The organism is Nocardia sp. NPDC051929 (genome assembly GCF_044548645.1).
Taxonomy (GTDB): domain Bacteria; phylum Actinomycetota; class Actinomycetes; order Mycobacteriales; family Mycobacteriaceae; genus Nocardia; species Nocardia sichangensis.
The window spans coordinates 1-25,123 of the sequence record NZ_JBIUCG010000020.1 but is presented as its reverse complement, the minus strand read 5'-3'; the positions used below and the strand labels follow the sequence as shown (position 1 = coordinate 25,123).

At 69.9% G+C, this 25,123-nt stretch carries 18 protein-coding genes; 7 read left to right on the top strand and 11 right to left on the bottom strand.

Going from position 1 to position 25,123, the window contains the following annotated elements; all coding sequences use genetic code 11:
• Window positions 1–20 precede the first annotated feature (20 nt).
• The 3 genes from ACIHAX_RS26080 to ACIHAX_RS26070 all read right to left on the bottom strand — a co-directional run bounded on the left by ACIHAX_RS26080 (window position 21) and on the right by ACIHAX_RS26070 (window position 2,412).
• On the bottom strand, window positions 21–857 hold the full coding sequence (locus ACIHAX_RS26080; RefSeq protein WP_364433300.1) for an SDR family oxidoreductase: 837 nt from the start codon (window positions 855–857) through the stop codon (window positions 21–23).
• Window positions 854–1,801, bottom strand: coding sequence for a patatin-like phospholipase family protein (locus tag ACIHAX_RS26075; protein WP_364433303.1), 948 nt, complete (start codon window positions 1,799–1,801; stop codon window positions 854–856). Before ACIHAX_RS26075 ends, ACIHAX_RS26080 begins: the two co-directional genes overlap by 4 nt.
• A 62-nt stretch (window positions 1,802–1,863) precedes the next feature.
• On the bottom strand, window positions 1,864–2,412 hold the full coding sequence (locus tag ACIHAX_RS26070; RefSeq protein WP_039796212.1) for a histidine phosphatase family protein: 549 nt from the start codon (window positions 2,410–2,412) through the stop codon (window positions 1,864–1,866).
• A gap of 108 nt (window positions 2,413–2,520) precedes the next feature.
• Between ACIHAX_RS26070 and ACIHAX_RS26065 the strand changes: the two genes are divergently transcribed.
• The 4 genes from ACIHAX_RS26065 (at window position 2,521) to ACIHAX_RS26050 (ending at window position 10,365) form a co-directional block, all read left to right on the top strand.
• Window positions 2,521–7,413 (top strand): ATP-dependent helicase, encoded by a 4,893-nt coding sequence (locus ACIHAX_RS26065; protein ID WP_397280086.1) that lies wholly within the window; start codon window positions 2,521–2,523, stop codon window positions 7,411–7,413.
• A gap of 36 nt (window positions 7,414–7,449) precedes the next feature.
• A complete protein-coding gene (locus ACIHAX_RS26060; RefSeq protein ID WP_397280084.1) occupies window positions 7,450–8,232 on the top strand; it encodes a DNA-formamidopyrimidine glycosylase family protein in 783 nt (260 codons plus the stop codon).
• Between the two features lie 148 nt (window positions 8,233–8,380).
• Window positions 8,381–9,742: a hydroxysqualene dehydroxylase HpnE gene (gene hpnE, locus ACIHAX_RS26055; RefSeq protein WP_364433311.1), complete on the top strand. Its 1,362-nt coding sequence runs from the start codon at window positions 8,381–8,383 to the stop codon at window positions 9,740–9,742.
• 56 nt (window positions 9,743–9,798) lie between these two features.
• A complete protein-coding gene (locus tag ACIHAX_RS26050) occupies window positions 9,799–10,365 on the top strand; it encodes a TetR/AcrR family transcriptional regulator (RefSeq protein WP_397280209.1) in 567 nt (188 codons plus the stop codon).
• 6 nt (window positions 10,366–10,371) lie between these two features.
• Here the strand turns inward: ACIHAX_RS26050 and ACIHAX_RS26045 are convergent, their stop codons facing one another.
• Window positions 10,372–12,105, bottom strand: a complete 1,734-nt coding sequence (locus tag ACIHAX_RS26045) for a glycerol-3-phosphate dehydrogenase/oxidase (protein ID WP_364433314.1) — start codon at window positions 12,103–12,105, stop codon at window positions 10,372–10,374.
• 905 nt (window positions 12,106–13,010) lie between these two features.
• On the opposite strand from ACIHAX_RS26045, the gene glpK reads away from it, so the two are divergent.
• A complete protein-coding gene (gene glpK / locus ACIHAX_RS26040) occupies window positions 13,011–14,510 on the top strand; it encodes a glycerol kinase GlpK (RefSeq protein WP_364437718.1) in 1,500 nt (499 codons plus the stop codon).
• 201 nt (window positions 14,511–14,711) lie between these two features.
• Here the strand turns inward: glpK and ACIHAX_RS26035 are convergent, their stop codons facing one another.
• A complete protein-coding gene (locus ACIHAX_RS26035; RefSeq protein WP_364437721.1) occupies window positions 14,712–15,890 on the bottom strand; it encodes a PLP-dependent aminotransferase family protein in 1,179 nt (392 codons plus the stop codon).
• Window positions 15,891–16,094: 204 nt separating this feature from the next.
• Here ACIHAX_RS26035 and ACIHAX_RS26030 point away from each other — a divergent pair, with 204 nt between their 5' ends.
• Window positions 16,095–16,304: a hypothetical protein gene (locus tag ACIHAX_RS26030; protein ID WP_364437724.1), complete on the top strand. Its 210-nt coding sequence runs from the start codon at window positions 16,095–16,097 to the stop codon at window positions 16,302–16,304.
• Between the two features lie 125 nt (window positions 16,305–16,429).
• On the opposite strand, the gene ACIHAX_RS26025 is transcribed toward ACIHAX_RS26030, so the two are convergent.
• From ACIHAX_RS26025 to ACIHAX_RS26015, 3 genes are all read right to left on the bottom strand, one after another.
• Window positions 16,430–17,452 (bottom strand): hypothetical protein, encoded by a 1,023-nt coding sequence (locus tag ACIHAX_RS26025; protein ID WP_364437727.1) that lies wholly within the window; start codon window positions 17,450–17,452, stop codon window positions 16,430–16,432.
• A 71-nt stretch (window positions 17,453–17,523) separates the two neighbouring features.
• Window positions 17,524–18,417, bottom strand: coding sequence for a hypothetical protein (locus ACIHAX_RS26020; protein WP_355081360.1), 894 nt, complete (start codon window positions 18,415–18,417; stop codon window positions 17,524–17,526).
• A 465-nt stretch (window positions 18,418–18,882) separates the two neighbouring features.
• Window positions 18,883–20,286 (bottom strand): NAD(P)H-quinone dehydrogenase, encoded by a 1,404-nt coding sequence (locus ACIHAX_RS26015; protein WP_355081358.1) that lies wholly within the window; start codon window positions 20,284–20,286, stop codon window positions 18,883–18,885.
• 174 nt (window positions 20,287–20,460) lie between these two features.
• Between ACIHAX_RS26015 and ACIHAX_RS26010 the strand changes: the two genes are divergently transcribed.
• On the top strand, window positions 20,461–20,934 hold the full coding sequence (locus tag ACIHAX_RS26010) for a gamma-glutamylcyclotransferase (RefSeq protein WP_195088143.1): 474 nt from the start codon (window positions 20,461–20,463) through the stop codon (window positions 20,932–20,934).
• 221 nt (window positions 20,935–21,155) lie between these two features.
• On the opposite strand, the gene ACIHAX_RS26005 is transcribed toward ACIHAX_RS26010, so the two are convergent.
• From ACIHAX_RS26005 to ACIHAX_RS25995, 3 genes are all read right to left on the bottom strand, one after another.
• Window positions 21,156–22,304, bottom strand: a complete 1,149-nt coding sequence (locus tag ACIHAX_RS26005; RefSeq protein WP_397280207.1) for a M20 family metallopeptidase — start codon at window positions 22,302–22,304, stop codon at window positions 21,156–21,158.
• Window positions 22,305–22,420: 116 nt separating this feature from the next.
• A complete protein-coding gene (locus tag ACIHAX_RS26000) occupies window positions 22,421–23,662 on the bottom strand; it encodes a M20 family metallopeptidase (RefSeq protein ID WP_397280079.1) in 1,242 nt (413 codons plus the stop codon).
• A gap of 105 nt (window positions 23,663–23,767) precedes the next feature.
• On the bottom strand, window positions 23,768–24,472 hold the full coding sequence (locus ACIHAX_RS25995; RefSeq protein WP_355081354.1) for an enoyl-CoA hydratase-related protein: 705 nt from the start codon (window positions 24,470–24,472) through the stop codon (window positions 23,768–23,770).
• Window positions 24,473–25,123 lie beyond the last annotated feature (651 nt).

The window sequence follows — 25,123 nt, the reverse complement described above, 5'->3', positions numbered from 1 at the left end:
CCGGGCCGCTTTTCGTTGCATCAGCTGATGGAACGCACCTCTTTCTCGTACTGCGCGCGGACCTTCTCGTCGGCCGGGTGCAACGCGCGATCCCCGTCGAACAGGCCCCGGATCAGGCGCACCGCGCGTTCCGGCGCGGCCGCCAATGCGATGTCGAGCGGGCCGAGGTAATTCGGCACGGCCACCTCGGCTTTGCGGGTGACGCAGGTGCGCACGATCGCGCCGGCGACGTCTTCCGGGTCGACGGTCGGCATGCCGTGGCCGAGTGTCAATCCCGAGGAAAGGCGGGTTCGCACGGCCGACGGCAGGACGCAGCTGACACTGACGCCATGCCCGGCGAATTCCAGGCGGGTCGCCGCCGAGAGACCGACCGCGGCGAACTTGCTCGCGTTGTACACGGCCAGCCCCGGAATCGGGACCTTGCCCGCCAGCGAGGCGACGTTGACGACATGGCCGCGACCACGCTCGATCATGCCCGGCGCGACGGCGCGCATGCCGTGGATGAGACCCCAGACGTTGATATCCAGCGTGGCCTGACCGACCACGTCCGGTTCGTCCAGGAACGCGCCCGCAGGCATGACACCGGCGTTGTTGACCAGCACGTCGATTCCGCCGACCGCAGCGGTCACCGCGTCCCATTGCCCGCGCGAACGCACGTCGAGTTCGAACGCGCTCGCCCCGATCGCGGCGGCCGTCTCCTCGGCGGCGGGTTTGTCCACGTCGGCGATTACGACCCGGGATCCTTTCGCGGCGAATAATTCCGCGGTGGCCCGGCCGATTCCCCGCCCGCCTCCGGTGATCAGGACTGTCGCCTCGCGCAGGTCGATCGCGGGGTAACCGGATCCGAGGATTCTCATACGAATGCTCCTTGTTCGAGCGTGCGACGGGTACTGCGCAGGCCGTGTTCGAAGGTGGCGAGACGGCGGCGGCCGTCCATGAAGTTCGGTCCCGTCACCGCGAGGTCATCGGCGGTCGCGCCAACGAACAGCACCTTCGTGCCCGCGGCGCGCAGTCGTGCGATCTCGGTGCGGAGCTTGTCGCTCATCCGGTTGCGCAGCTGCCGTTCCAGCAGGTGCCCAGGGCCGGTCGCCGGGATCCGGGCCGCGGAGGCCATCGGAGCCAGCACGAGGAGTTCGTCCAAGTTCTCGGCGACGAGCAGGTCCACCGAGGCCGTGGAGCCCGCGCCGCCGTCGACGAAGCGGCGGCCCCCGATGGTGACCGGAGGGAACCAGCCGGGCACAGCCCACGATGCCCGCAGTGCCGCGCCGATGGTCGCGGCGGGCGCACCGGGCGCGCCGAACGCGACGCGCTCGCCCGTCGCGTAGTCCATCGCCACCAGCCGGGTCGCCGGATGCGGCACCCAGTCGCGGCCGGGGTTCAGTCGTTCGGCCAGCCGTTGCAGCCAGCCCGGGTCGCCACCGCCGACCGGCAGCAGTCCGCTGCCCGCGGCCAACAGCGCCTGGCCCGGCTCCTGGCGACGCAGCGGCAGTCGGGGCGAGCCGAGCCGCGGGCGCGGCAGCGGCGGAAACCGGCCTGGCTCGGCGGCGCGGTGCTCGCGCAGGATCGGGTCGGTCGCGGTGCCGCGCTGCAACGCGACCAGGTCGTCCACCGAAACGCCACTGCCGAGCATCGTCACCGTCTCCGCACCCGCCGACGTGCCGAGCAGCACGTCCGCCTCGCGCGGATCCCAGTCGAGCACGTCCCGGGCGGCGACGAGGGCGGCGACGATCCAGGCCGCCCCCACGGTGCCACCGCATCCGATGGCCAGGCCGCGCCGCTGCGACCCTTTGTTGTTACTCATAGTCTCAGACACTAGCCCGGCTCGGCCCGAAAGCCACCCCCTCGAGCGGTCGGTATCCCGGCTCAGGCCGTGAAGTGCAGCGTCCATTCGCCGCGATAGTGCAGGCGGGTGACGCTGCCGGGCGGGATATCGATGCGCCAGAACGACTTCGGTGGAGCGTCCAGCGTCACCAGCAGCGCGGCCCGGACGACCGCCGGGTGGGTGACCGCGATCGTGGACACCGACCGCGCGGCGACCTCGGCCATCCAGAGCCTGGTCCGTTCGATCACGTCCAGCACGGACTCGCCGCCGTGCCCGCGGAACGCCGGGTCGGTCAACCAGGCGTACAGCTCATCCTGGGGCACCGACATAAGTTCGCCGCCGCGCCACGCGCCCGCGTCCAGGTCGCGCAGCCGGTTGTCCTCCTCATCCGGCAGCAGCCCCAGCAACGCGGCGGTCTCCACCGTCCGGCGTTCCGGGCCGGTGAGCACGCGCGCGGCGGTGAGCGGCCCGCATCCGGCCACCGCCCGCCTGCCCGCCTCGGTGAGCGATTCGTCCACCGGGAACCGTGCCTTCCGCATCGCCTCGGTCATCCCATGGCTGACCAGGTCGAGTCTGAGCACTTTTTGCACCTGTCGAAGCGTACGGCCCGGCGTCGACGGCCGTTGTTCGATTGCTCCCGCTTCGCTCGTGAAACGGTACGGGCGTGCTTGTCGGTGGGCCGGTGCACACTTGAATCCATGGCCCCGTTCTCCCGCGCGACCCAGGAGTGGTTCGACGGCGCGTTCCCCGCGCCGACCTCCGCTCAGCTGGGCGCGTGGAAGGCGATCGCGGCGGGCGAGCACACTCTGGTCGTCGCGCCCACGGGGTCCGGCAAGACGCTCTCGGCGTTCCTGTGGGCGATAGACCAGCTGGCCGGCCGGGAACGGCGGCCGGAGCGGGCAGGCACTTCCGTGCTGTACGTGTCCCCGCTGAAGGCGCTGGCGGTGGACGTGGAACGCAATCTGCGAGCGCCGCTGGTCGGCGTCACGCAGACGGCGAAACGCCTGGGACTGGAGCCGCCGGAGATCACCGTCGGGGTCCGTTCCGGCGACACCAGCACGTCCGATCGGCGGTCCATGCTGCGCACCCCGCCGGACATCCTGATCACCACGCCGGAGTCGCTGTTCCTCATGCTCACCTCGGCGGCCCGCGAGACGCTGCGGGACGTGCGCACGGTGATCGTGGACGAGGTGCACGCGATCGCCGGTTCCAAGCGCGGTTCGCACCTGGCGCTGTCGCTGGCCCGGCTGGATCTGCTGACCGAGCGGGCCGCCCAGCGCATCGGGCTGTCGGCGACCGTCCGGCCGCCGGAGGAAGTCGGCCGGTTCCTGGTCGGCAACGCGCCGATCACCCTGGTCGCGCCGCCCGCGCCCAAGACGTTCGACCTGTCGGTGCGCGTGCCGGTGGCGGACATGACCGAGCCCGGCGACTCCGACCAGCCTGGATCGATCTGGCCCCACGTGGACGAGGCGATCGTCGAACTCGTGCTGGAGCACCGGTCCTCGATCGTGTTCGCGAACTCCCGCAGGCTGGCCGAGCGGCTCACCGCCCGGCTGAACGAGGCCTACGCGGCGCGGCTGGGCGAGCCGGTGGAGACCGGGCACAAGCCGCCCGCCCAGCTCGGCCCGTCCACCGAGGTGATCCACGGCGCGGGGCCCCTGCTGGCGCGCGCGCACCACGGTTCGGTCAGCAAGGAGCAGCGAGCGCTGATCGAAGACGATCTCAAGAGCGGGCGGCTGCGCTGCGTCGTCGCGACCAGCAGCCTGGAACTCGGCATCGACATGGGCGCGGTCGACCTGGTGGTCCAGGTGGAGGCGCCGCCCTCGGTGGCCAGCGGATTGCAGCGGATCGGGCGGGCCGGGCACCAGGTCGGCGAGATCTCCCGCGGGGTGATCTTCCCCAAACACCGCACCGACGTCATCCATTGCGCGGTGGCGTCGCGGCGGATGACGGCCGGACAGATCGAGGCGATCCAGATCCCGGCGCATCCGTTGGACATCCTCGCGCAACAGACCGTCGCCGCGTGCGCGCTGGACCCGATCGACGTCGACGCGTGGTTCGACGTCGTGCGCGGCACCGGCAGCTACGCGTCGCTGCCGCGCTCGGCCTACGAATCGGTGCTGGACCTGCTCTCGGGGCGGTATCCGTCCGACGAGTTCGCCGAACTGCGTCCCCGGCTGGTCTGGGATCGCGACGCGGGCACGCTCACCGGGCGGCCCGGCGCGCAACGGCTGGCCGTGACCTCGGGCGGAGCGATCCCCGATCGCGGCATGTTCGCGGTGTACATGGTGGGCGAGAAGGCCTCCCGGGTGGGGGAACTCGACGAGGAGATGGTCTACGAGTCCCGGGTCGGCGACGTGTTCGCGCTCGGGGCGACGAGCTGGCGGATCGAGGAGATCACCTTCGATCGGGTGCTGGTCACGCCCGCGTTCGGACAGCCGGGGCGGTTGCCGTTCTGGCACGGCGACGGGCTCGGTCGGCCCGCCGAACTCGGCGCTGCGCTCGGCGAATTCGTGCGCACGGTCGCGCAGGACCTCGCCGCCGAGGCGTCCACGGGTGCCGGGAAGACCGCACGGCGCGATGCGGGCACACCTCCGAAGGCGTCGAAACAGACTCGCGCGCAGGCGGATTCGATACCCAACGGCACGGGTCGCGCGCCCGCGGTACCGGAGCGCGTCGCGGATATCATGCTTTCCGCCGGTCTCGACGACAACGCGACCGCCAACCTGCTCACACTCCTGGACGAACAGCGCACCGCGACCGGACATCTGCCCACCGACCGCACGCTGGTGGTGGAGCGGTTCCGCGACGAACTAGGCGACTGGCGGCTGGTGCTGCACTCCCCCTACGGTCTTCCGGTCCACGCCCCCTGGGCGCTGGCCATCGGGGCGCGGCTGCGCGAACGGTTCGGCGTGGACGCCGCGCCGAACGCCTCCGACGACGGCATCGTCGTGCGGCTGCCCGATACCACCGACGATCCGCCCGGCGCCGAACTGTTCGTCTTCGAGTCCGACGAGATCGATGACATCGTCACCGAGCAGGTGGGCGGCTCGGCGCTGTTCGCCTCGAGGTTCCGCGAATGCGCCGCCCGCGCATTGTTGCTGCCGCGCCGCGACCCGGGCAAGCGAGCGCCGCTGTGGCAGCAGCGGCAGCGCTCGGCCCAGTTGCTGGACGTGGCGCGCAAGTTCCCCGAATTCCCGATCCTGTTGGAGACGGTGCGCGAATGCCTGCGCGACGTCTACGACCTGCCGTCGCTGCGCGACCTGCTCGGACAGGTGGGGCGGCGCCGGATACGGCTGGTCGAGGTGGAGACCGCGACGCCGTCACCGTTCGCCAACGCCCTGCTGTTCGACTACATCGGGCAGTTCATGTACGACGGCGACAGCCCGCTGGCCGAGCGGCGCGCCGCCGCGCTCTCGCTCGATTCCGGTCTGCTCGCCGAGTTGCTCGGCCGGGTCGAGCTGCGCGAACTGCTCGACGCCGCGGTCATCGAGCAAACCGAGCGAGAACTGCAGCGGCTCACTCCGGAGCGGCACGCGCGCGACGCCGAGGGCTTGGCGGATCTGTTGCGGCTGCTCGGGCCGCTCACCGCCGCCGAAGCCGCCGAGCGCTCCGACGAGGATCCCGTCGCCTGGTTCGAGAGCCTCGTGTCCGCACGCCGTGCGCTGGAGGTCTCCTTCGCGGGGCGCAGCTGGTGGGTCGCGGTGGAGGACGCGGCCCGGCTGCGCGACGCGCTCGGGGTTCCGCTGCCGATCGGCACACCATCGGCGTTCATCGAGCCGGTGGCCGATCCGCTCGGCGATCTGGTCGGCCGCTACGCCCGCACACACGGCCCGTTCGGCACGGAGGCGGTGGCAGCCCGGTTCGGGCTCGGCACCGCGGTCGCCGCCACCGCACTACACCGGCTCGCCATCGAAAAACGGGTGGTCGAGGGGGAGTTCACGCCCGGAGCCGCCGGGGCGGAGTGGTGCGACGCGCAGGTGCTGCGCCGGCTGCGCCGCAGATCGCTCGCCGCCGCCAGGCACGAGGTCGAGCCGGTCTCGACCGCCGCGTTCGGGCGCTTTCTCCCGTCCTGGCAGCACGTCGGCAGCGGCGAACTGCGCGGCGTCGACGGCGTGGCGGCCGTCGTGGAACAGCTTGCGGGCGTGCCGATCCCGGCGTCCGCCTGGGAATCGCTCGTCCTGCCCGCGCGGGTGCGTGATTACACCCCGGCCATGCTCGACGAGCTCATGGCGACGGGTGAGGTGATCTGGTCCGGGCACGGCGCCATCACCGCCAAGGACGGCTGGATCGCCCTGCATCCGGCCGAGCAGGCGCCGTTCACCCTCGCGCCGCCGGACGAGGTCGATCTCACCGATGTCCAATTACGCCTGCTCGCCGCGCTCGGCGCGACCTTCGTGCCATGGACGCCACCCGGCCCCGCGGAAACCGTGCCGGATCGACCGCCCGTGCCGTTGGACGAGCCGGATCCGCCGACCGGCAGTGCGTCCGACGGTCGCGGCGCGCGCAGGCGATCCGCCGAGACGGCCGGTGGCGCCACACCGAACGAGTCGGACAACGGCCGACGTGGCCGACGATCACCGGTCGGCTCGGAAGACGCGGCCGGTGCGGGACATTCGATCTCCGGCGCTCCCGCGGAACGACTGATACCCGTGCCGCAGGGCGGCGGCGCGTACTTCTTCCGGCAACTCTCGGATGCCACCGGCCTGCTCGACGACACCGCTGCGGCCGCAGCACTGTGGGAATTGGTTTGGGCCGGAATGGTTTCCGGTGACACGTTCGCGCCGGTACGGGCGTTGCTTTCCGGCACGGCCCGGACCACGACGGCCCACCGCACGCCCCGCCGCGCCCCGCGAGGACGGGCCTACCTGCCCCGGCCGAGCATGCCCACCCGTTCCGGCCCGCCCTCGGCCGCCGGGAGATGGTCTTTGCTCCCGGAGCGAGTCTCGGACAACACGCTGCGCGCCCACGCGACCGCGGACCTGCTCCTGGAGCGGTACGGCGTGCTGACCAGGGGCTCGGTGCAGAACGAGGGCGTGCCGGGCGGGTTCGCGCTGATGTACCGGGTGCTCACGGAGTTCGAGGACCGAGGACGCTGCCGCCGCGGTTATTTCGTCGATTCGCTGGGCGGCGCGCAGTTCTCCACCACCGACGTGGTGGACCGGCTGCGCTCCTTCGACCCGGAACGCGCCCGTCCCGAGTCCAGGGAGCCGACCGGCACGGTACTGGCGCTGGCCGCGTCCGATCCGGCGAACCCATACGGCGCCGCTCTGGCTTGGCCGAAGAGCGACGTGGAGGGCGGGCATCGCCCCGGACGCAAAGCCGGAGCGCTCGTCGTGCTCGTCGACGGTGAACTGGTGCTGTATCTGGAGCGGGGCGGCAAGACCCTGCTCACCTTCACCGAGGACCCCGGCGCCCGCCGCGCCGCCGCCGCGGCGCTCGCCGGCCTGGTCCACCGCCGCCGGGTGGACTCGCTGGTCATCGACCGGATCAACGGAGACACCGTGCATGGCAACACGTTCGCCGGGTTCCTCACCGAAGCCGGCTTCTCCGCCACCCCCCGCGGCCTGCGCCTCCGGAGCCGCCCGTGAGCCCGCGATTCCGCGCCGACTCGGCGGAGCTGCCGTATGCCTGAGGGGGACACCGTCTTTCTCGCCGCGAAACGGCTTCGCACCGCGCTGGAGGGCAAAGAACTGACGCGCAGCGACTTCCGCGTACCGCGATACGCGACGGTGGATCTGCGCGGACAGGTGATCGAAAGCGTCGGCAGTTACGGAAAACACCTGTTCATCCGCACGCCCACCGTGAGCGTTCACACCCACCTGAAGATGGAGGGCAGCTGGCGCGTGTTCCACTGCGGACAGCGCTGGACGAAACCGCGCGTCGCCGCACGAGTCGTCTTGAGCACCGCGGACGTCGAAGCCGTCGGGTTCTCCTTGGGCACCGTCGAGGTCGTGCGGGTGGGCCACGAGCACCGCATCGTCGACCATCTCGGACCCGATCTGCTGGGCCCGGATTGGGATGCGGCGGAAGCCGTCCGGCGATTGGCGCGGTATCCGGATCAACCCATCGGCGTCGCGCTGCTGGATCAGCGCAATCTCGCCGGTATCGGGAACATCTTCCGCAGCGAGGTGTGTTTCCTGCGCCGCGTCCACCCCGCGACCAGGGTCGGCGACGTCCCGGACCTGTTGGCCATGGTCAATGAAGCACACCGCATCCTCGCCGAATCGGTGGCCAAGCCGCCGCGGCGCGCTCTGGCCTACGGCCGAACACACCGTCCGTGCCAGCGCTGCGGCACCCCACTCGTCGCCGACCTACTCGGTGACACCGCACCGGATCACGACCGCGTGGTGCAGCGAGAGCGGGGCATCTTCTTCTGCCCTCGATGTCAGCCCATCCCGGCCGATTGATCCGATGCCGCGAGTCCCGGTTTCCGACACGGCGATCCGCCACGCCGCGCGCTAATTCGCTGCCTTACAGCCGATATCGGCCGACAACTCTTGACGAGCACTTCCCGCCCACCTAACTTACAATTTGTCAGTTATGGCGGGAGGCGGCATGGGCGACCCACGGCGATACGTGGTGATCGGGGGCGGCCTGGCCGGGCTCGCCTCGGCGGTCTGGCTGGCGGAAGCGGGCAAGCAGGTCACCCTGCTCGAACGCAGAGGCAGGCTCGGCGGGCGCACCCACGCCATGCGCGCCGCGGCGGTGGACGATCCACCGGACAACGGCCAGCACGTGATCGCCAGCGGATACGACCACCTGTTCCGCTATCTGAACAGCGTCGGCACACGGCAGTACGTCGCTTTCCCACATGGCGGCACACTGCGCTGGCCCGACGGCCGCAGCGTCACCATGCGCACCAAAGGAATCGCCGCGCTGCGCACGCTCTCCGGCGCGCATCCCGATGCGAACCCGCTGGAGCGCGTGCGCGCGACGATCGCCACGCTCCGGCTCGGCTGGCAGTGCCTGCGTCAGCCCGCCGACCTGCCCGGCCTCACCACCGAGCAATGGTTCGACCGGGTCGGCATGCCCGCCAAAGCCCGGGAAGCACTGTGGGATTGGCTGGCGCTCGGCATCGCGGCGGAGCCGGTCCAGCGGGAGTCGGCGAAGGTGTTCGCCGATGTGATGGCCACGGGCATCCGGCTGGGCCTGCGGCACCGGCAGGCCGTCGACATCGGTTATCCGACCACCGATCTGGACACGTTGTATGTCACCGGGGCGTTGCGTGTCTTCGAGAAGCACGGCGTGCAGGTGCGCTATCGAGCCGTGGCGCGCCGGATCCACATCGTGGACGGGAAGGCCAGCGGCGTCGCGTTGGCGGACGGCAGCACGATCCCGGCCGACGCGGTGGTGTGCGCCGTGCCCAACTCGAACATCGGCGGCCTGCTCGACGATCTACCCGAGCACGCCGAGATCTACGCGGCGGCCGACAAACTCGGCTACACGCCGATCGTCAGCACCAACCTCTATCTCGATCGCCCACTGGGGACCACGGCCGAGTTCGAGGCGCTGATCGGCGGCACCGGCGTCATCGACGAGGTCTTCGATCGCCAGCGGATGACCGGGCGCAGTACCGCGAAGGCCTGGCTGTACTGCCTGACCACCAGTGGCGCCTACGAACAGATCCACAAGTCCGGCGACGAGATCGTCGCCGAGCAGATGGCGCTGCTGCGCCGCTACTATCCGGCGGCGCGAGCGGCGAACGTGGTACAGGCCCAAGTCGTCCGCATGCCGAAAGCCACCTTCTCCCAAGTCGTCGGCAACCACGCGTTGCGCCCGAGCCAGCGCACCTCGGTGCCCACTTTGACCCTCGCGGGTGACTGGACCGCCACCGACTGGTCGGCGACGATGGAAAGCGCGGCGCAGAGCGCGGCGCGGGCGGTCGAGCTGCTGCTCGAGCTACCTTCGACGGCGTGACCACCGACCGCTCCACGGCCGAGCGCGGTACCAGCGAGGCGCGGCCGAAGCGCCGGATGTCCGCCGCCGACCGCCGTACCCAGCTGCTGAACGTGGCGCGCGACATCGTCGCCACCGAAGGCTTCGGCGCGGTGAGCATCGACCGGGTGGCCCGCGAAGCGCGGGTCGCCCGTGCGCTGGTGTACCAGCAGTTCACCGACCTGTCCGGGCTGACGTCGGCGCTGCTGGACCGCGAGTCGGCCATCGCCTTCGCCGGTGTGCGCAGCGTGGACTGGGACCACGGTGACATGGACCGGGTCGGTCGCGGCATCCTCGCCTACCTGCGCGCCGCGCCGACCAGTTGGCGGATCATGCTCAGCCCGTTCGACGGCGGGCCGCCGGAGCTGCGCGAGCGACTCGCGCTCGGTCGCGCATACGCGCGGGCGATCGGCGCGCGTCATCTGTCCAGATACCTCGGGGTCACCGTGGATCCGAATGGTCCGACAGAGCGAATCCTGTTGGCCGCCATGGAGGAACTGGCCCGGCTGCACCTCACCGACCCGAGCGCGTATCCGGACGAACTGGTGCTGCGCTACCTGCGCTCGCTGGTCGGCTGGGCCATGGCGATGGAAGCGCCCGACTGACCACACTCAGCCCTCCGACGGCACCGGCTCCAGGATCTGCGGGCGCGGCTCGGGCGCGGCGATCCGCAGGGCATCGGCGGAGGCGTCGTCCGGTTGGGTCTGCGATTGGATCTCCGCCTCGACCCGCGCCTGATAAGTGCGTACCTCCCGGTCGATCTCCTCGTCGTCCCAGCCCAGGACGGGCGCGACCAGCCGGGCCACCTGCTCTGCGCAATTGGCTCCGCGGTGCGGGTACTCGATCGAGATCCGGGTCCGCCGGGCCAGGATGTCGTCGAGATGCAGGGCGCCCTCGGCCGCCGCCGCGTAGACCGCCTCCACCTGGAGATAGGACGGCGCGTCCGTGATCGGTTGCAGCAGTTCGGGTTGGTCCTCGGCGAAGGCCATCACATCGGCGATCAGCGAGCCGTACCGATCCAGCAGGTGCTTGATCCGGTACGGATGCACCCCGTAGGTCTCGGCCAGCTGCACCGTCTGGTTGACCAGCGCGAAATAGCCGTCGGCGCCGAGCAGCGGCACCTTCGCCGTGATCGACGGTGAGACCCGGGCCGGTATGTCCTGCGCCGCTTCGTCCACCGCGTCGAGAGCCATCACACGATAGGTGGTGTACTTGCCACCCGCGATGCCGACCAGACCGGGTGCGACCCGGGCGACGGCATGTTCACGTGAGAGCTTGGAGGTCTCGTCGCTCTCCCCGGCCAGCAACGGGCGAAGGCCCGCGTACACGCCGTCGATGTCGTCCGGCGTGAGTGGCTGAACCAGTACTTGGTTCACCCGTTCCAGCAGATAGTCGATATCGGCCTTGGTCGCGGCCGGATGCGCGAGGTCGAGATTCCACTCGGTGTCGGTCGTGCCGATGATCCAATGCGCGCCCCAGGGAATGACGAACAGCACCGATGTGGCGGTGCGCAGGATGATCGCGGTGTCGCTCACGATCCGGTCGCGTGGGACCACGATGTGCACGCCTTTGGAGGCCCGCACATGGAACCGGCCGCGCTGATGCGACAGAGCTTGGACTTCGTCGGTCCACACGCCGGTCGCGTTGATCACCACATGTCCACGGACCTCGCCCGCGCGACCGTCCTCGGTGTCGCGCACCTTCACGCCGACCACCCGGTCGGCTTCCCGCAGGAACCCGACGACCTGGGTGGACGTGCGGATCACCGCACCGTAGTGCGCGGCCGTGCGCGCCACCATCATGGTGTGGCGTGCGTCGTCGACGACCGTGTCGTAGTAGCTGACACCGCCGATCAGCGAATCGCGCCGCAACCCGGGCGCCAGCCGCAACGCGCCCGCGCGCGTGAGATGCCGTTGCCCGGGAACGGATTTCGCCCCGCCCATGGTGTCGTACAGGACCAGGCCCGCCGCCACGTACGGACGCTCCCACACGCGGTTGGTCAGCGGGTACAGGAAGCGCAGCGGCTTGACCAGGTGCGGCGCCAGCATGGACAGCGCGAGCTCGCGCTCGCGCAGCGCCTCGCGCACCAATCCGAACTCCAGCTGCTCGAGGTAGCGCAGTCCGCCGTGGAACATCTTCGACGACCGGCTGGACGTCCCGGACGCGAAATCGCGGGCTTCGACCAAAGCGACCTGTAAGCCCCTGGTCGCCGCGTCCAACGCGATGCCGGCCCCGACCACGCCCCCACCGACGACGACCACATCGAAATGATCTTTGCCGAAGCGCTCCCAGGCCGCACTGCGCTGCTCCGGCCCGAGAAGCTGCGATTCCGGTTTCTTCGCCATGCTCGACTCCTCCAGCGGATGTGTCCGATCGAGCGTTCAGATCCAGGCTAGGCGAACCGCCGCGAATCGACCGCCCGCGCCCCGGCCCGTGTCGCCCCGTCCTACTCGTCGGTAACAATCCCAACCCTAGCCGAGCGGCGACCCGTCCCCACCGCCCAGTGAGCCACACAACAGCACACTCCCGCACTCACAACCCCGCCGCCACAACGACCGGATCGCCTCATCAGACCCAGCACAATTGCGACCGAACCGAGACCGAGCAGCCGCCCAGGCAGGGCAAAACACCCCGGCGGACCGGCAACTACTGCGGCCTCATGCACAACGTCTCGAATTCGCCCCACGAGTCGCACGCGCCCCGCCACAGCCCGAACGGCCAACACGCCTGCCCCTCCGGGCAGTCCCGGACGAGTCACACGCGCCGGCGGCCAACACAGCCGACTCGTACCCGACAACTCGCCGAACCGATCGAGCCGACACCAGAGCTACCACCAACCGCTCGCACCCGGTAGCAAGCCTCGACCCTGACGCACCCACGCCTTCGAAGCGAAGCGAGACCGAGTATCCACCCTTCGCGGCCCGGCTCGCGTTTGCGCGGCCGCCGCGTACACGACGAAAGGAGAAACAGACCGCCGGACCCGCAGCCAGCACTACAACCGCGTGCACCTGGTAGCGAGTTCCTACACCGACGCGCCCAGCGCACCCCAACCACGTCTTTCGAGCGAAGCGAGACCGAGCATCCGCCGTTCGCGGCCCGGCTCGCGTTTGCGCGGCCGCCGCGTCCGCGACGAAGGAGCAAGCGGCGGTCGCGCAAACGCGAGCCATAAGGGGCCGCGAACACCCAGCGCCGCAGGCGCTGGAAAAACAAACACAGCCGCGACGAAGTCGCGGTTAAATACACTGCCAGCATGCGTCGCTATGTGGCCGCCATCGACCAGGGCACGACCTCGAGTCGGTGCATCGTCTTCGACCGGCAGGGGCGCGTCGTCGGCGTCGCCCAGCGGGAGCACGAGCAGATCTTCCCGCAGCCGGGTTGGGTCGAGCATGATCCCGAAACCATCTGGCGCAATACCGAATTCGTCCTCGGTGACGTTCTGGAGCGCAACGGCCTCGGCGCGGACGACATCGCCGCGGTCGGCGTCACCAATCAGCGTGAGACGACCGTGGTGTGGGACCGCGAGACCGGTCGTCCGGTGTACAACGCGATCGTCTGGCAGGACACCCGTACCGACCGGCTGTGCGCCGAATTGGGCGGCGACGCGGGACCGGGCCGCTACCAGGATCGCACCGGCCTGCCGCTGTCCACCTATTTCGCCGGGCCGAAGCTGCGCTGGATCCTGGACAACGTGCCTGGCGTGCGGGAGCGCGCCGAGGCGGGCGAGCTGTGCTTCGGCACCGTCGACAGCTGGGTGTTGTGGAAGCTCACCGGCGAGCACATCACCGACGTGACCAATGCCTCCCGCACCATGCTGCTGGATCTGCGCTCGTTGCAATGGGATTCGGCGATCTGCCGGGAGTTCGGCGTGCCGGAGTCGATGCTGCCGCAGGTGCGCAGTTCCTCGGAGGTCTACGCGCCGATCGATTCCGGGCCACTGGCCGGGGTGCCGGTGGCGGGCATCCTCGGCGACCAGCAGGCCGCCACCTTCGGCCAGGCGTGCCTGTCACCCGGCGAGGCCAAGAACACGTACGGCACCGGCAATTTCATGTTGCTGAACACCGGAACCACGCCGGTGTTCAGCAAACACGGCCTGCTCACCACGGTGTGTTATCGCCTGGGTGCCGCGGACGCGGTGTACGCCCTGGAGGGCTCCATCGCGGTCACCGGTTCGCTGGTGCAGTGGTTCCGCGACAATCTCGGCATCATCTCCTCCGCCGACGAGATCGAGCCGCTGGCCCGTAGCGTCGACGACAACGGCGGCGCCTACATCGTGCCCGCCTTTTCCGGGCTGTTCGCCCCCCGCTGGCGTCCGGACGCGCGCGGCGTGATCGCCGGGCTCACGCGTTTCGTCACCAAAGCGCACCTGGCGCGGGCGGTGCTGGAATCCACCGCGTTCCAGACCCGCGAGGTGGTCGACGCGATGCGCGCGGACGCCGAGTCCCAGCGGCTCGGCCTGGAGCTGACCACGCTGAAGGTGGACGGCGGCATGGTCGCCAACGACCTGCTCATGCAGTTCCAGTCCGACGTCCTCGACGTGCCCGTGGTGCGCCCGGTGGTCAACGAGACCACCGCGCTGGGTGCGGCGTACGCGGCCGGGCTCGCCGTCGGCTACTGGTCGGGCACCGACGACATCCGCGACAACTGGACCGCCGACAAAACTTGGCACCCGACCATGCCGGAGGCGGAACGGGACGAGCGCTTCGCCGCGTGGAACAAGGCGGTCGAGCGCACGTACGGCTGGGTGGACTGACGGGCGGACCGGGCACGCTCCTCGACCTCGCGAAGCGTCGCGGCACGGGTCGTCACAGTAGACCTGCCACCGACGAACACCTACCCCGGCAGGGGCAAGGCAAGCGACGCCCCGCGTGAGCGAGACGACGACTACGCTCGCACGTCCGCGACATAATCGCGCGAACCATCCGGCGGCAATCGAAAGTGGTTGTCCCTGGATCTATTCACCTATCGCGCGCGCCAACCGCTCGATCGCCTCACGCAGCGTCGCCGCGTCGGAGGTGGTGAAGCACAGGCGCATCGAATTCCGGTGGCCGCCGGACACCGCGAATGCCTCGCCGGGGACGTAGGCGACGCCGAGATCGATGGCGCGGGGCAACAAGTCCACGGCGTCGGTCCCATCGGTGAAGTCGACCCACACGAACATGCCGCCCGCCGCATCGGTGCTCACCAGGCGGTCACCGAAGCGGGTGCGCAGCTCGTCGACCAGGACACGCGCCCGCGCACCGTAGACCCGCCGGATCTCCTCGACCTGCCCGGTCAGCCAGTCCGCATCGGCGAGCAGATCGGCGGCGATCTGTTGGGTCAGGGCCGACCCGCACAGGTCCGCGCCCTGCTTCAGCAGTTCCACACCCCTGCACACCGCGTTCGGCGCGGTCATCCAGCCCACCCGCAAGGTCGGCGCCAGAATCTTCGACACGCTCGACAGCCGGATCACGTTGGGTGAATACGTCGCGATCGGTTCCGGCGACGGCCGGTCGAACCACAGTTCGCCGTAGGGATCGTCCTCGATCACCCAGAATCCGAACCGGTCGGCGAGCTCGGCGAGTTCCTGCCGACGTCGCGGGCTCATGGTGACACCGCGCGGATTGTGGAAATTGCTCACCGTGTGCACCACCGCGGGCCGCTCGCCACGGCCGAGCAGTTCGGCCAACGCGTCGACCCGCATCCCTTCGGCGTCGAGCGGGACCGTCACGATGCGCGATCCGGCGGCCCGGAACACCTGCAACGCGCCGACGTATGCCGGATCCTCGACCACGACGAGCGCGCCCGGATCCAGCAAAACCTCGGCGAGCAGCGACAACGCCTGCTGCGAACCGTGCGTGACGAACACCTCCTCGAGCGGCACCGGCCGCCCCAGCCGCCGCGTCTCACGTGCGGCGAGCACGTCACGCAGCGGCCCCCACCCGGCCGATTCGGTGTACTGCAGTCGCGCGCGGTCCGCCAGCGCCGACTCCGCCGCCTGCGCGATCCGGTCTCGCGGCATCAATTGCTCGTCGGGCAGGCCACCGGCCAGGCTGATGACGTCGTCGCGCGCGGCTACCTTCAGCAGATCACGAATCGCCGAACTCGTCAGGCCCTCGAGACGCCGGGCCAGGGGTGGAGTGATCGCCGTCATGAAACCTCCAGAAAAGGACGCCACGGTACGCGTTGTCCTCACTGTTTCACATCGACTACCAAGATATGAAATTCTATTCTCATTATGTGAGATAACTCGAGGCGTGGAACGGGCCGTCGGACGCAACAAGACTGGACCGACCGACTCACTGCCCGACATGCACCCGCCGCAGCGTCCCGACGCAACGACCTTGCTATCGGCGCGTTGACCACCGGCGTACTGGCCTTTGTGGCGCCGTCGGCGAACGCCGCTCAGCCTGGTCAGAAGTGCACGGTTCCAGGAGCGACGGCGCAGGACTATGTGGACGTGGGCAATGGAGTCCAGCGCAAAGCGGTTCTCGGCTGCGTGCGCTCCGGCGGTGGGTACGTGTGGCAGGTCACGAACTACCTGCAGCCGGGCGTCAACGACGGCTGATCCGTCGTCCGCGGCCGCGGCGTGCGCGGTTTGCGCACACCGGCGGTCGCGGCGCACCCGTTCCACCACGCACCGCGTTCATCGCTGGAGCGAACCCCGGTAGCCCGACCTACCGCGAGGCAGACTCAATCGATCAGATAGATGAGGGTCCGCCCGTCCAGGGTCACCGTCGTGATCACCGGGAAGTACTGTGCCTCGGTGCCATCGGGATGGCGCTCGGTGATCTCGACGTTGAAGCGATCGGGAGTGATCTCCGCGATCCGCAGGCAATAGGCCGTGCCGTGCGGGATGTGCTGGTCGATGGTTTTCTGCAGGTCCGCGGGTGGCTCGACGTTCGCGCCCGGCGCCACGAACGTGTGCGCGCGGGCAGCGCTGCGCTCGGAATAGTAGGCATGCTCGAAGCCGAGAATCGCCCGGATCCCGCTGCTCGTGTCACCCGAACCATTGCCGAAGGTGACCTTGCCCTCGGTGCGGGTCGGGCAGTCCACCGCCGCGGTGCTCGGGCCGCTCGAAGCCGCCGTGCCGTCCTGGTCCTCATCGCTGCCGCTGGTCACCACGATGGTCACGGTCAGCGCGATCAGCGCCACGACCGCCGCGACCGCACCGAGCACGATCCACCGCGTCGAGGAGCCCTTGCGCCGGGCGGGCGCCGGTGTTGTGGGGACGCGCAGCGCCAGCCGCATGGCGATCGGGTCCTCGGCCCAGGACAGACCCGATTCGGACGGCGCGGGAGGTTTCGGCACGCCCCCCTCGGCGGTCGGCTGGTTCCACCAGGATTCCCGCGGCTCGCCGTCCTCGGGCTGCGAGCGCTCGACGCCGGAAGAAGGCTGCTCGGGCGTGGCGGAGGCAGGTCCGGCGTAAACCGTGGAATCCGGCGCGCGGAACTGCGACGGCAGTGCGGGTGTCGTTTCCGGCTCGCCCGCGGGCCGCCAAGTCAGTTCCGGGTGATCGGTCGGCTGCTGCGGCACCTGCCAGCGCGGGCCGGTGTCGGCCCCCATCGGCGGACCGAATTCCGAAACAGGCGGACCGAATTCCGAGACGGGCGGTCCGAATTCGGACACCGGCGGCCCGAATTCCCCCAACGGCGGACCGAACTCCGAACCGGACTGGTCGGATTCGTTCTCCCTCGCGTCACCCTCGGAGGTCACACCCAATCCTTTCCCGGACACACAAGCGGGGCGGCCGCGAACGACCGCCCCACCCGTCGAAACAGCACGTGTCAGTACTGGAGTGAACCACCCCACTGGGTGGTGACACCACCCACGTCGGCGGTCTGCGGAGCGAAATCGCCCGGCTGAAGCGGAAGCTTAACCTGTGCGGCGGCATCCAGGGCGGCCGATCCGCCCGGCTGCTCCCGGATCCAGTCCTCCACCGCGGCCTTGGCCTGGTTCAGCTGGGTGGTGTCGAACACCGTGGTGGTGTTGTTCGCGGCCAGGCCCTCGCCACCGGTGTAGGTGGTCAGCTTGACCGTGTTCTTGTCGACGAACTCCACCGAGACGCCCGCTTCACCCGAGCCGGTCGGCGTGCGGTAGCCGATGGTGCCGACGTAACCGGCCTCGTTGCTGAAGTGGTGGGTGTTGGCCACGTGACCCGGCAGGACGGTGCCGCCGTCGATGTTGGCGCCGATCTCCGCGTGCGGGCCGGTCATCTCCACGACCGGAGCCGCCGGGGCCGCCTCCATACGCGGGGCCTGCCAGCGCGGCTGCGCCTGCGGCTGCACCAGCGTGGAGCTCTCCGGCTGCCGCGCCTGGGCGTTGTCGTTGTCGCTCTGCGTACCCAGCTGCGGAGTGGCCTGCTGACCGGGCTGCGGCGCGGCCTGCTGCTGGCCCGGCTGCGGCGCGGCCTGATCCGGCACGACCGCGGGCAGCGGCTCGCTCGGCTTCTGCTGACCGGGAACCGGCAGCGGCGCGACGCGCGGCGGGGTCACGCCCGGCTGGGTCGGCTTGGCCAGCTTCGGGTCTTTCTGGTCCGGCGCGGCATGATCCGACTCCGGGGTGGTGACGCCTGGCTGGCTCGGCGTGGGCTTGCTCTCCGGCTTCTGCGGATCCTGCTTGGATTCCGGCTTGCCCGGCTCCGGCGCAGTGGTTTCCGGGGTGCTCGGCGACTCGTTCACGCCCGGCTGCGTCGGAGCAGGCGTCGGCGGAGTGGTCGGATCGTTGGGAGCCGCCCCCGCCGGCGCAGCGAAGAGAGTGGCCACGGCAGCCGCTGTGGCCAGTGGCAACGAGGTGCTCGCCATCGCTCGCTGCGCCCGACTCGGCTTACGATGTTTCACTTTTCGCAATTCCCTTCCCGGGTGCGGCCCGGCAGGCCGCATTCAGTTGTCCCTGGGTGAGACGCCTGACCGTCGAACGACCCGGGCCGTTCGGTCGTGCCGATTTGGAAAGGACCCATCCCCCCACACCGAACTCCGCGACCGTCCTTCAATCGCATCTCTGCCGAGAGTGAACCACATGTGCGCATATTGGGCAACGCAGCGAATAGCCAAGGGTGGCAAGAGCGCCCGCGTCCCACGCCCGCACCGAGTTAACCGGGCCTGATGTCCGGGATCGGACACGGCACCGGATGCGCCGAACCGAGCTCAGTCCAGGTCGTCGTGTCGCATCAGCAAACGCGCCGCCTCGGTCACCGAACCGGTGAGCGACGGGTACACCGAGAAGGTCTGGGCCAGGTCGTTGACCGTCAGGTTGTTCTGCACCGCAAGGGCGATCGGCAGGATCAGTTCCGAGGCGATCGGCGCGACGACGACACCGCCGATCACCACGCCGGTCGCGGGGCGGCAGAAGATCTTGACGAAACCGCGGCGCAGCCCGGACATCTTGGCGCGCGGATTCGTGTTCAGCGGCAGCATCACCGTGCGCGCGGGCACCTCACCGTTGTCGATCGCGGTCTGGCTGACGCCGACGGTCGCGATCTCCGGCCGGGTGAACACCGCGGAGGCAACGGTCTTCAGACGGACCGGGCTGACGCCTTCCCCGAGCGCGTGGTACATCGCGATGCGTCCCTGCATCGCGGCAACCGAGGCCAGCGGCAGCAGGCCGGTGCAGTCCCCCGCGGCGTAGACGCCCGGCACCGACGTGCGCGACACGCGGTCCACCCGCAGATAGCCGCCGCGGTCGAGTTCGATGCCGACTTTCTCCAGCCCGAGGCCCGTGGTGTTCGGTGTCGAGCCGACGGTCATCAGCGCGTGCGAGCCGGACACGGTGCGCCCGTCGGAAAGCTTGACCACGATGCCGTCGGCGGTGCGCTCGACGGCGTCGGCGCGCGCGTGCTTGACCAGTTCGACGCCGCGCTCGGCGAGCGCGTCCTCCAGCACGAGCGCCGCGTCGGCGTCCTCGCCGGGCAGCACGCGGTCGCGGCTGGAGACCAGCTTCACCCGCACGCCCATCTCGGTGTAGGCGGAGACGAACTCCGCACCCGTCACGCCGGAACCGACGACCACCAGGGTCTCCGGCAGCTCTTCGAGGTCGTAGAGCTGCCGCCAGTTGAGGATCCGCTCGCCGTCCGGTTCCGCGCCCGGCAGCACCCGCGGGCTCGCGCCGGTCGCGATCAGCACGACCTCGGCCTCGATGATCTGCTGTGCGCCGTCGGCCAGCTTGGCCAGCACGCGGTGCGCGGCCACGCCGCTGCCCGGATCGATCAGCTCGCCGTATCCGGCCAGCACGGTCACCCCGACGGTCTGCAGTTTCGAGCGGATGTCGGAGGACTGCGCCAGCGCCAGCGCCTTGACGCGCGCGTTCACCTCGGACAGCTGCACGTGCGCCTGGGCCGGGTCGAGGGTGATGCCCAGATCGCGAGCACGGCGCAGGTCGGTGCGCACGCCGGTCGAGGCGATGAAAGTCTTGGAGGGAACGCAGTCCCACAGCACGCACGCTCCGCCGATGCCGTCGGAATCGACCAGCGTCACCGACGCTCCGTGCTGGGCGGCTACCAGGGCCGCCTCATAGCCGGCCGGTCCGCCACCGATGATCGCGATGCGGGTCATTGATACCTCCGCTCGTGCTTCGCGCCGGGATCTCCGGCACGGGGTAAACGTTATCCGGCAACCACCTCGCACGATCGACCGCGTTACCGGTGCGCAACAGTTCCCCGCCGGGCGGCGCGCCGCAGGTGCGGCAATCGAACGCGGTCTGCGAAGGTTATTGGCTACCCTTTGCTGGTGCCGATCTATGCCGCCTATGGGTCCAACATGGACTCGACGCAGATGCTCGAGCGCTGTCCGCACTCCCCCATGTCCGGGACGGGCTGGTTGGAGGGCTGGCGGCTCACCTTCGCCGGTGACGATATCGGCTGGGAAGGGCCTCTCGCGACGGTCGTCGAGGATCCCGGTTCCCGGGTGTTCGTCGTGCTCTACGACGTGTCCCCGGAGGACGAGCAGCGGCTGGACCGCTGGGAGGGCTCGGACTTCGGCATCCACAAGAAGATCCGCCTTCGCGTGACTCGCAACGGCGACGGTGGCGACCCCACGCTGGCCTGGCTATACGTGCTGGATGCCTACGAGGGCGGCCTGCCGTCCGCCCGCTACCTGGGCGTGATCGCCGATGCCGCCGAAAAGGCCGGTGCGCCAGAGGATTACGTGCACGCTCTACGCACCCGCAACAGCCGCAACGTCGGCCCGGGCAACTTCGGCTGACCGCGCGTCACGCCGCAACGCCTGCGGTGTGGCCATACCCTCTCGGTCGGGCCGGACCACTGTCACGCTCACGGCCTCGTCGAGTGCGAGGCCATCGAGCACCGTTCGCGGCCCGGCTCGCGTCCGGGGGGGCGAAGCGCATGCGCCGCACGCGCGAGTCTCGCCCGCTCGAACGCGAGCCATAAGGGGCCGCGAACACCCAGCGCCGAAGGCGCTGGAGGTCAGACAGAGCTCGCGCCGAGCGCGAGGTTGCTCAGCACCCGGACGCCGACCGCGAGCGCCCGCTCGTCGATGTCGAAGGTCGGCTGGTGCAGATCCAGCTGCTCCCCCTCGCCGGACCAGACGCCCAGGCGCGCCATCGCGCCCGGCACCTCCTCCAGATACCAGGAGAAGTCCTCGCCGCCGCCGGACTGCGGAGTGTCGGCCAGCGCGTCGGGGCCGAGTGCGCGAATGGCGTCCTCGAAGATGCGGGTGGAGTGCTCGTCGTTGACCACGGGCGGCACGCCGCGCCGGTAGTTCAGCTGGTAGCGCACGCCGGTCGGGGCGAGCAGGCCGTCGACGATCTCCCGCACCATCGGCTCCAGCAACGACCAGGTCGCGTGGTCTCCGGTGCGGATGGTGCCGGTGAGCATGCCGGTCTGCGGAATGGCGTTCGGCGCCTTCCCCGCGCTCACCGCGCCCCACACCATCACGGTGCTGGTGCGCGGGTCGATACGGCGGCTGAGCAGGCCGGGCAGGCCCGTGATGACCGAGCCGATGGCGTAGACCAGGTCGCTGGTCAGGTGCGGACGCGAGGTATGGCCGCCCGGCGAGTCGAGCACCAGCTCGATGGTGTCGGCGGCGGAGGTGATCGCGCCGACGCGGATGCCGATCCGGCCGACCTCCAGGCGCGGATCGCAGTGCAACGCGAAGATTCGCTCCACCCCGGCCATCGCGCCGGCGGCGACCACGTCGATCGCGCCTCCCGGCATGACCTCCTCGGCGGGCTGGAAGACCAGCCGCACGCCGACCGGCAGCTCCGGCACCTCGGCCAGCGCCAGCGCCGTGCCGAGCAGGATGGTGGTGTGCGCGTCGTGGCCGCACGCGTGCGACACGCCGGGGACCGTCGACGCGAAGGGCAGTCCGGTGAACTCCTGCAGCGGCAGCGCGTCCATGTCGGCGCGCAGGCCGACCCGCGGTCCGTCCGGTCCGAGGTCACAGATCAGGCCGGTGCCGCCGGGCAGCACCTGCGGCGTCAATCCCGCCTTGGTCAGCCACGCCGAGACGAACTCGGTGGTGCCGAACTCGGTACGGGACAGTTCCGGGTTGGCGTGGATGTGCCTGCGCCACTGGACGAGGTCGACCGTGTGATCGGCCAGCCACGACTCCACCGCTTCCCGCCCTGATCCCCCGGTTTCCGACACTGCGGAGCTGCCGGGGCCCTCCGTGGCCACACGGATGCCCGCTGCCGGGCCCGTCGCCGGCGCCGCAGAACGGCCGGTTGTGCTCACCGAATGTCCTCCTGTCGTTGAACTAGCCGTTGCAACAACCTGTCTCTATGGATGTCATCGCGGGCGACGGTGATTGCGGTACGCGTGAGCGCGAGCGCACCGTCGAGGACCGCACGATCCGCCGAGGCGTTGACGCTGGCCGCGGCGAAGCCTGGCTGATGTGTCACCGCACCACCGGCATCAATGCCGATGACCGGGTGAATGCCCGGAATGACATTGGTGACGTTTCCCATATCGGTGCTGCCCAGCGGCCGCTGCGCCTCGAACTCCGGAGCGAGCGGCACGCGTCCCAATCCGGTGAGCTGCTCGCGATAGACGAGCAACAAGTCCGGATCCGGGGTCAGCTCGGTATACGTCGGCGCGAGCGTCCGGATTTCGTGGGTGCAGCCGGTCGCGAGGGCGCCCGCCTCGAAGCAAGCCGACGCTCGTCGCATCAGATCGTCGAGGGATGCGGAGTCGACTGCGCGTAGGTAATACAGCAGTTCCGCACGTCCGGGCACGATGTTGGGAGCTACGCCACCGTCGCCGACTATACCGTGCAGTTGCTGGCCGGGCAGGAGATGTTGCCGCAGCAACCCAAGGGCCACCTGCGCGACGGTGACCGCGTCGCCCGCGTTGCGGCCCTGCTCCGGCGCCGCGCTTGCGTGCGCCTCGCGCCCGTGGAAAACCACCGACACGTCGGCCAGAGCCAGCGAGCGGGCGCCGACGATGTCGAGCGGACCCGGATGCACCATCATCGCCATCGCGACGTCGTCGAACACGCCGCGTTCCAGCATGAGCACCTTGCCGCCGCCGCTCTCCTCGGCCGGTGTGCCGAATACCAGCACGGTGAGATCCAGTTCGTCCGCGACCTCGGCGAGACCGAGCGCCGCGCCCACCGCGGAGGCGGCGATGACGTTGTGCCCGCAGGCGTGGCCGATCTCGGGCAGCGCGTCGTATTCGGCGCAGATGCCGACGGTCAGCGCGCCGCTGCCGTAGCGCGCGCGGAAGGCCGTGGGCAGCTCGGCCACGCCCAGCTCGATCTCGAAACCGCGCTCGGCCAGCGGCACGATCGTCTTGGCGACGCTGCGGGTCTCCTCGAACGCCAGCTCCGGTTCGTCGTGAATCGCGTGCGAGAGCGCGATCAGCTCGGCGGACGCGGCGCGGATCGCGGCGTCACCGCGAGCGGTGGCGTCGACCTCGCAGACTGCGTTGCCGTCGTGCTGCGCTTCCTGGCGCCCGCTGCGCGATGGTGGCATGCAACACAGTCTCGCACTGTGTTCGATTTGCCGCGCTTTCGCGCGGCGTGTTCGCGGCCCCCTTGTGGCTCGCGTGCGCGGACCTGGGCTGTCCGTGAAGGCGGGTCAGTTCGTGGCGAAGGCCAGGTTTTCCGGAGTGGTCGGTACCGCGAGGCCGGCCAGTGCTTTTGCGTGTAGGGCGCGCTTGATCACCGGCAGGTTGGGCCTGCGGTTGCCGGCCAGCGACGCCGCCCGCTGGACGGCGGTCGCGAGCAGCTCGTCGGCTTCGGCCTTGCCGTCCACAATGCCCGCTGCGATCGCCTCGTCCGCCGGGTAGCGGTGGCCGGTGGTCATCGCCTGCACGCAGACCTGGTTGCTCAGCCGCTCGGTGAGCAGGGCGTTCATCCCGATGGTGAACGGCATGCCCAGGTGCACCTCGGGCAGGCAGTAGAAGCCGCGATCAGCGCGCATCACCCGGAAATCGTGTGAGGTGGCCAGCATGGCGCCCGCGCCGAAGGCATGGCCGTTGATCGCGGCGACGGTCGGCAGCGGGAATGCGAGCAGGCGGGTGTAGAGCGAGTGCACGCGGTCGAGGTAGCCGTGCATCTTGTCCAGGTTGCCGAACAGCCAATCGGTGTCCAGACCGTTGCTGAAGAACTTCCCGGTCGCCGTCGTCACCAGCGCGGCGGGCCCCACGGAACTCTCGACCTCGTCCAGCAGCCCGTGGAACGCGTCGATCCAATCCGGGTGGAAACGGTTCTCGTTGTCCGTCTCGCCCTCGGACCCGAGGTAGACGACGAACACTTCCCCTTGGCGTTCCAGATACGGCATGCGGTGCAGCGTAACGGGCCCCGCCCGATCCCCTACTCACGGGTAGCAGTCGACTGCCGACCGCGACGATCGACCCCTCGCAGTATCCACCCGACCGACCTTCGGGCAAGCGAGCAGTCCGTCGGATAACCGTCCCACCCCACCGCGCGGCCTCCACTCGCGCAGACCGAGGCAACCCCGAGCAGGCGCTCTTCGCGGCCCGGCTCGCGGAAACCAAGCGCCGCAGTCATTGGAACGACCCAGCCCCGCTCACGTTTGCGGTAAGCGGGCCGAGCCGACAGCCGGCCAGCCCACTCCAGAACGCATGCGGGGTAGCGAGCTCCGCCACCGACGCGCCCAGCGCACCCTAACCACGTCGTTCGAGCGAAACGAGACCGAGCATGCGCCGTCACGGCCCGGCTCGCGTGTGCGCGGCCGCCGCGTCCGCGACGAAGGGGCAAGCGGCGCAGCCGAGCCGACATCCAGCCCACTACAAACTCACTGAGTAGCGAGCTCCGCCACCGACGCGCCCAGCACACCGCAACCACGTCTTTCGAGCGAAGCGAGACCGAGCCTGTCCGTTCGCGGCCCGGCTCGCGTGTGCGCGGCCGCCGCGTACGCGACGAAGGAGCAAGCGGCGGTCGCGCACACGCGAGCCATAAGAGGGCCGCG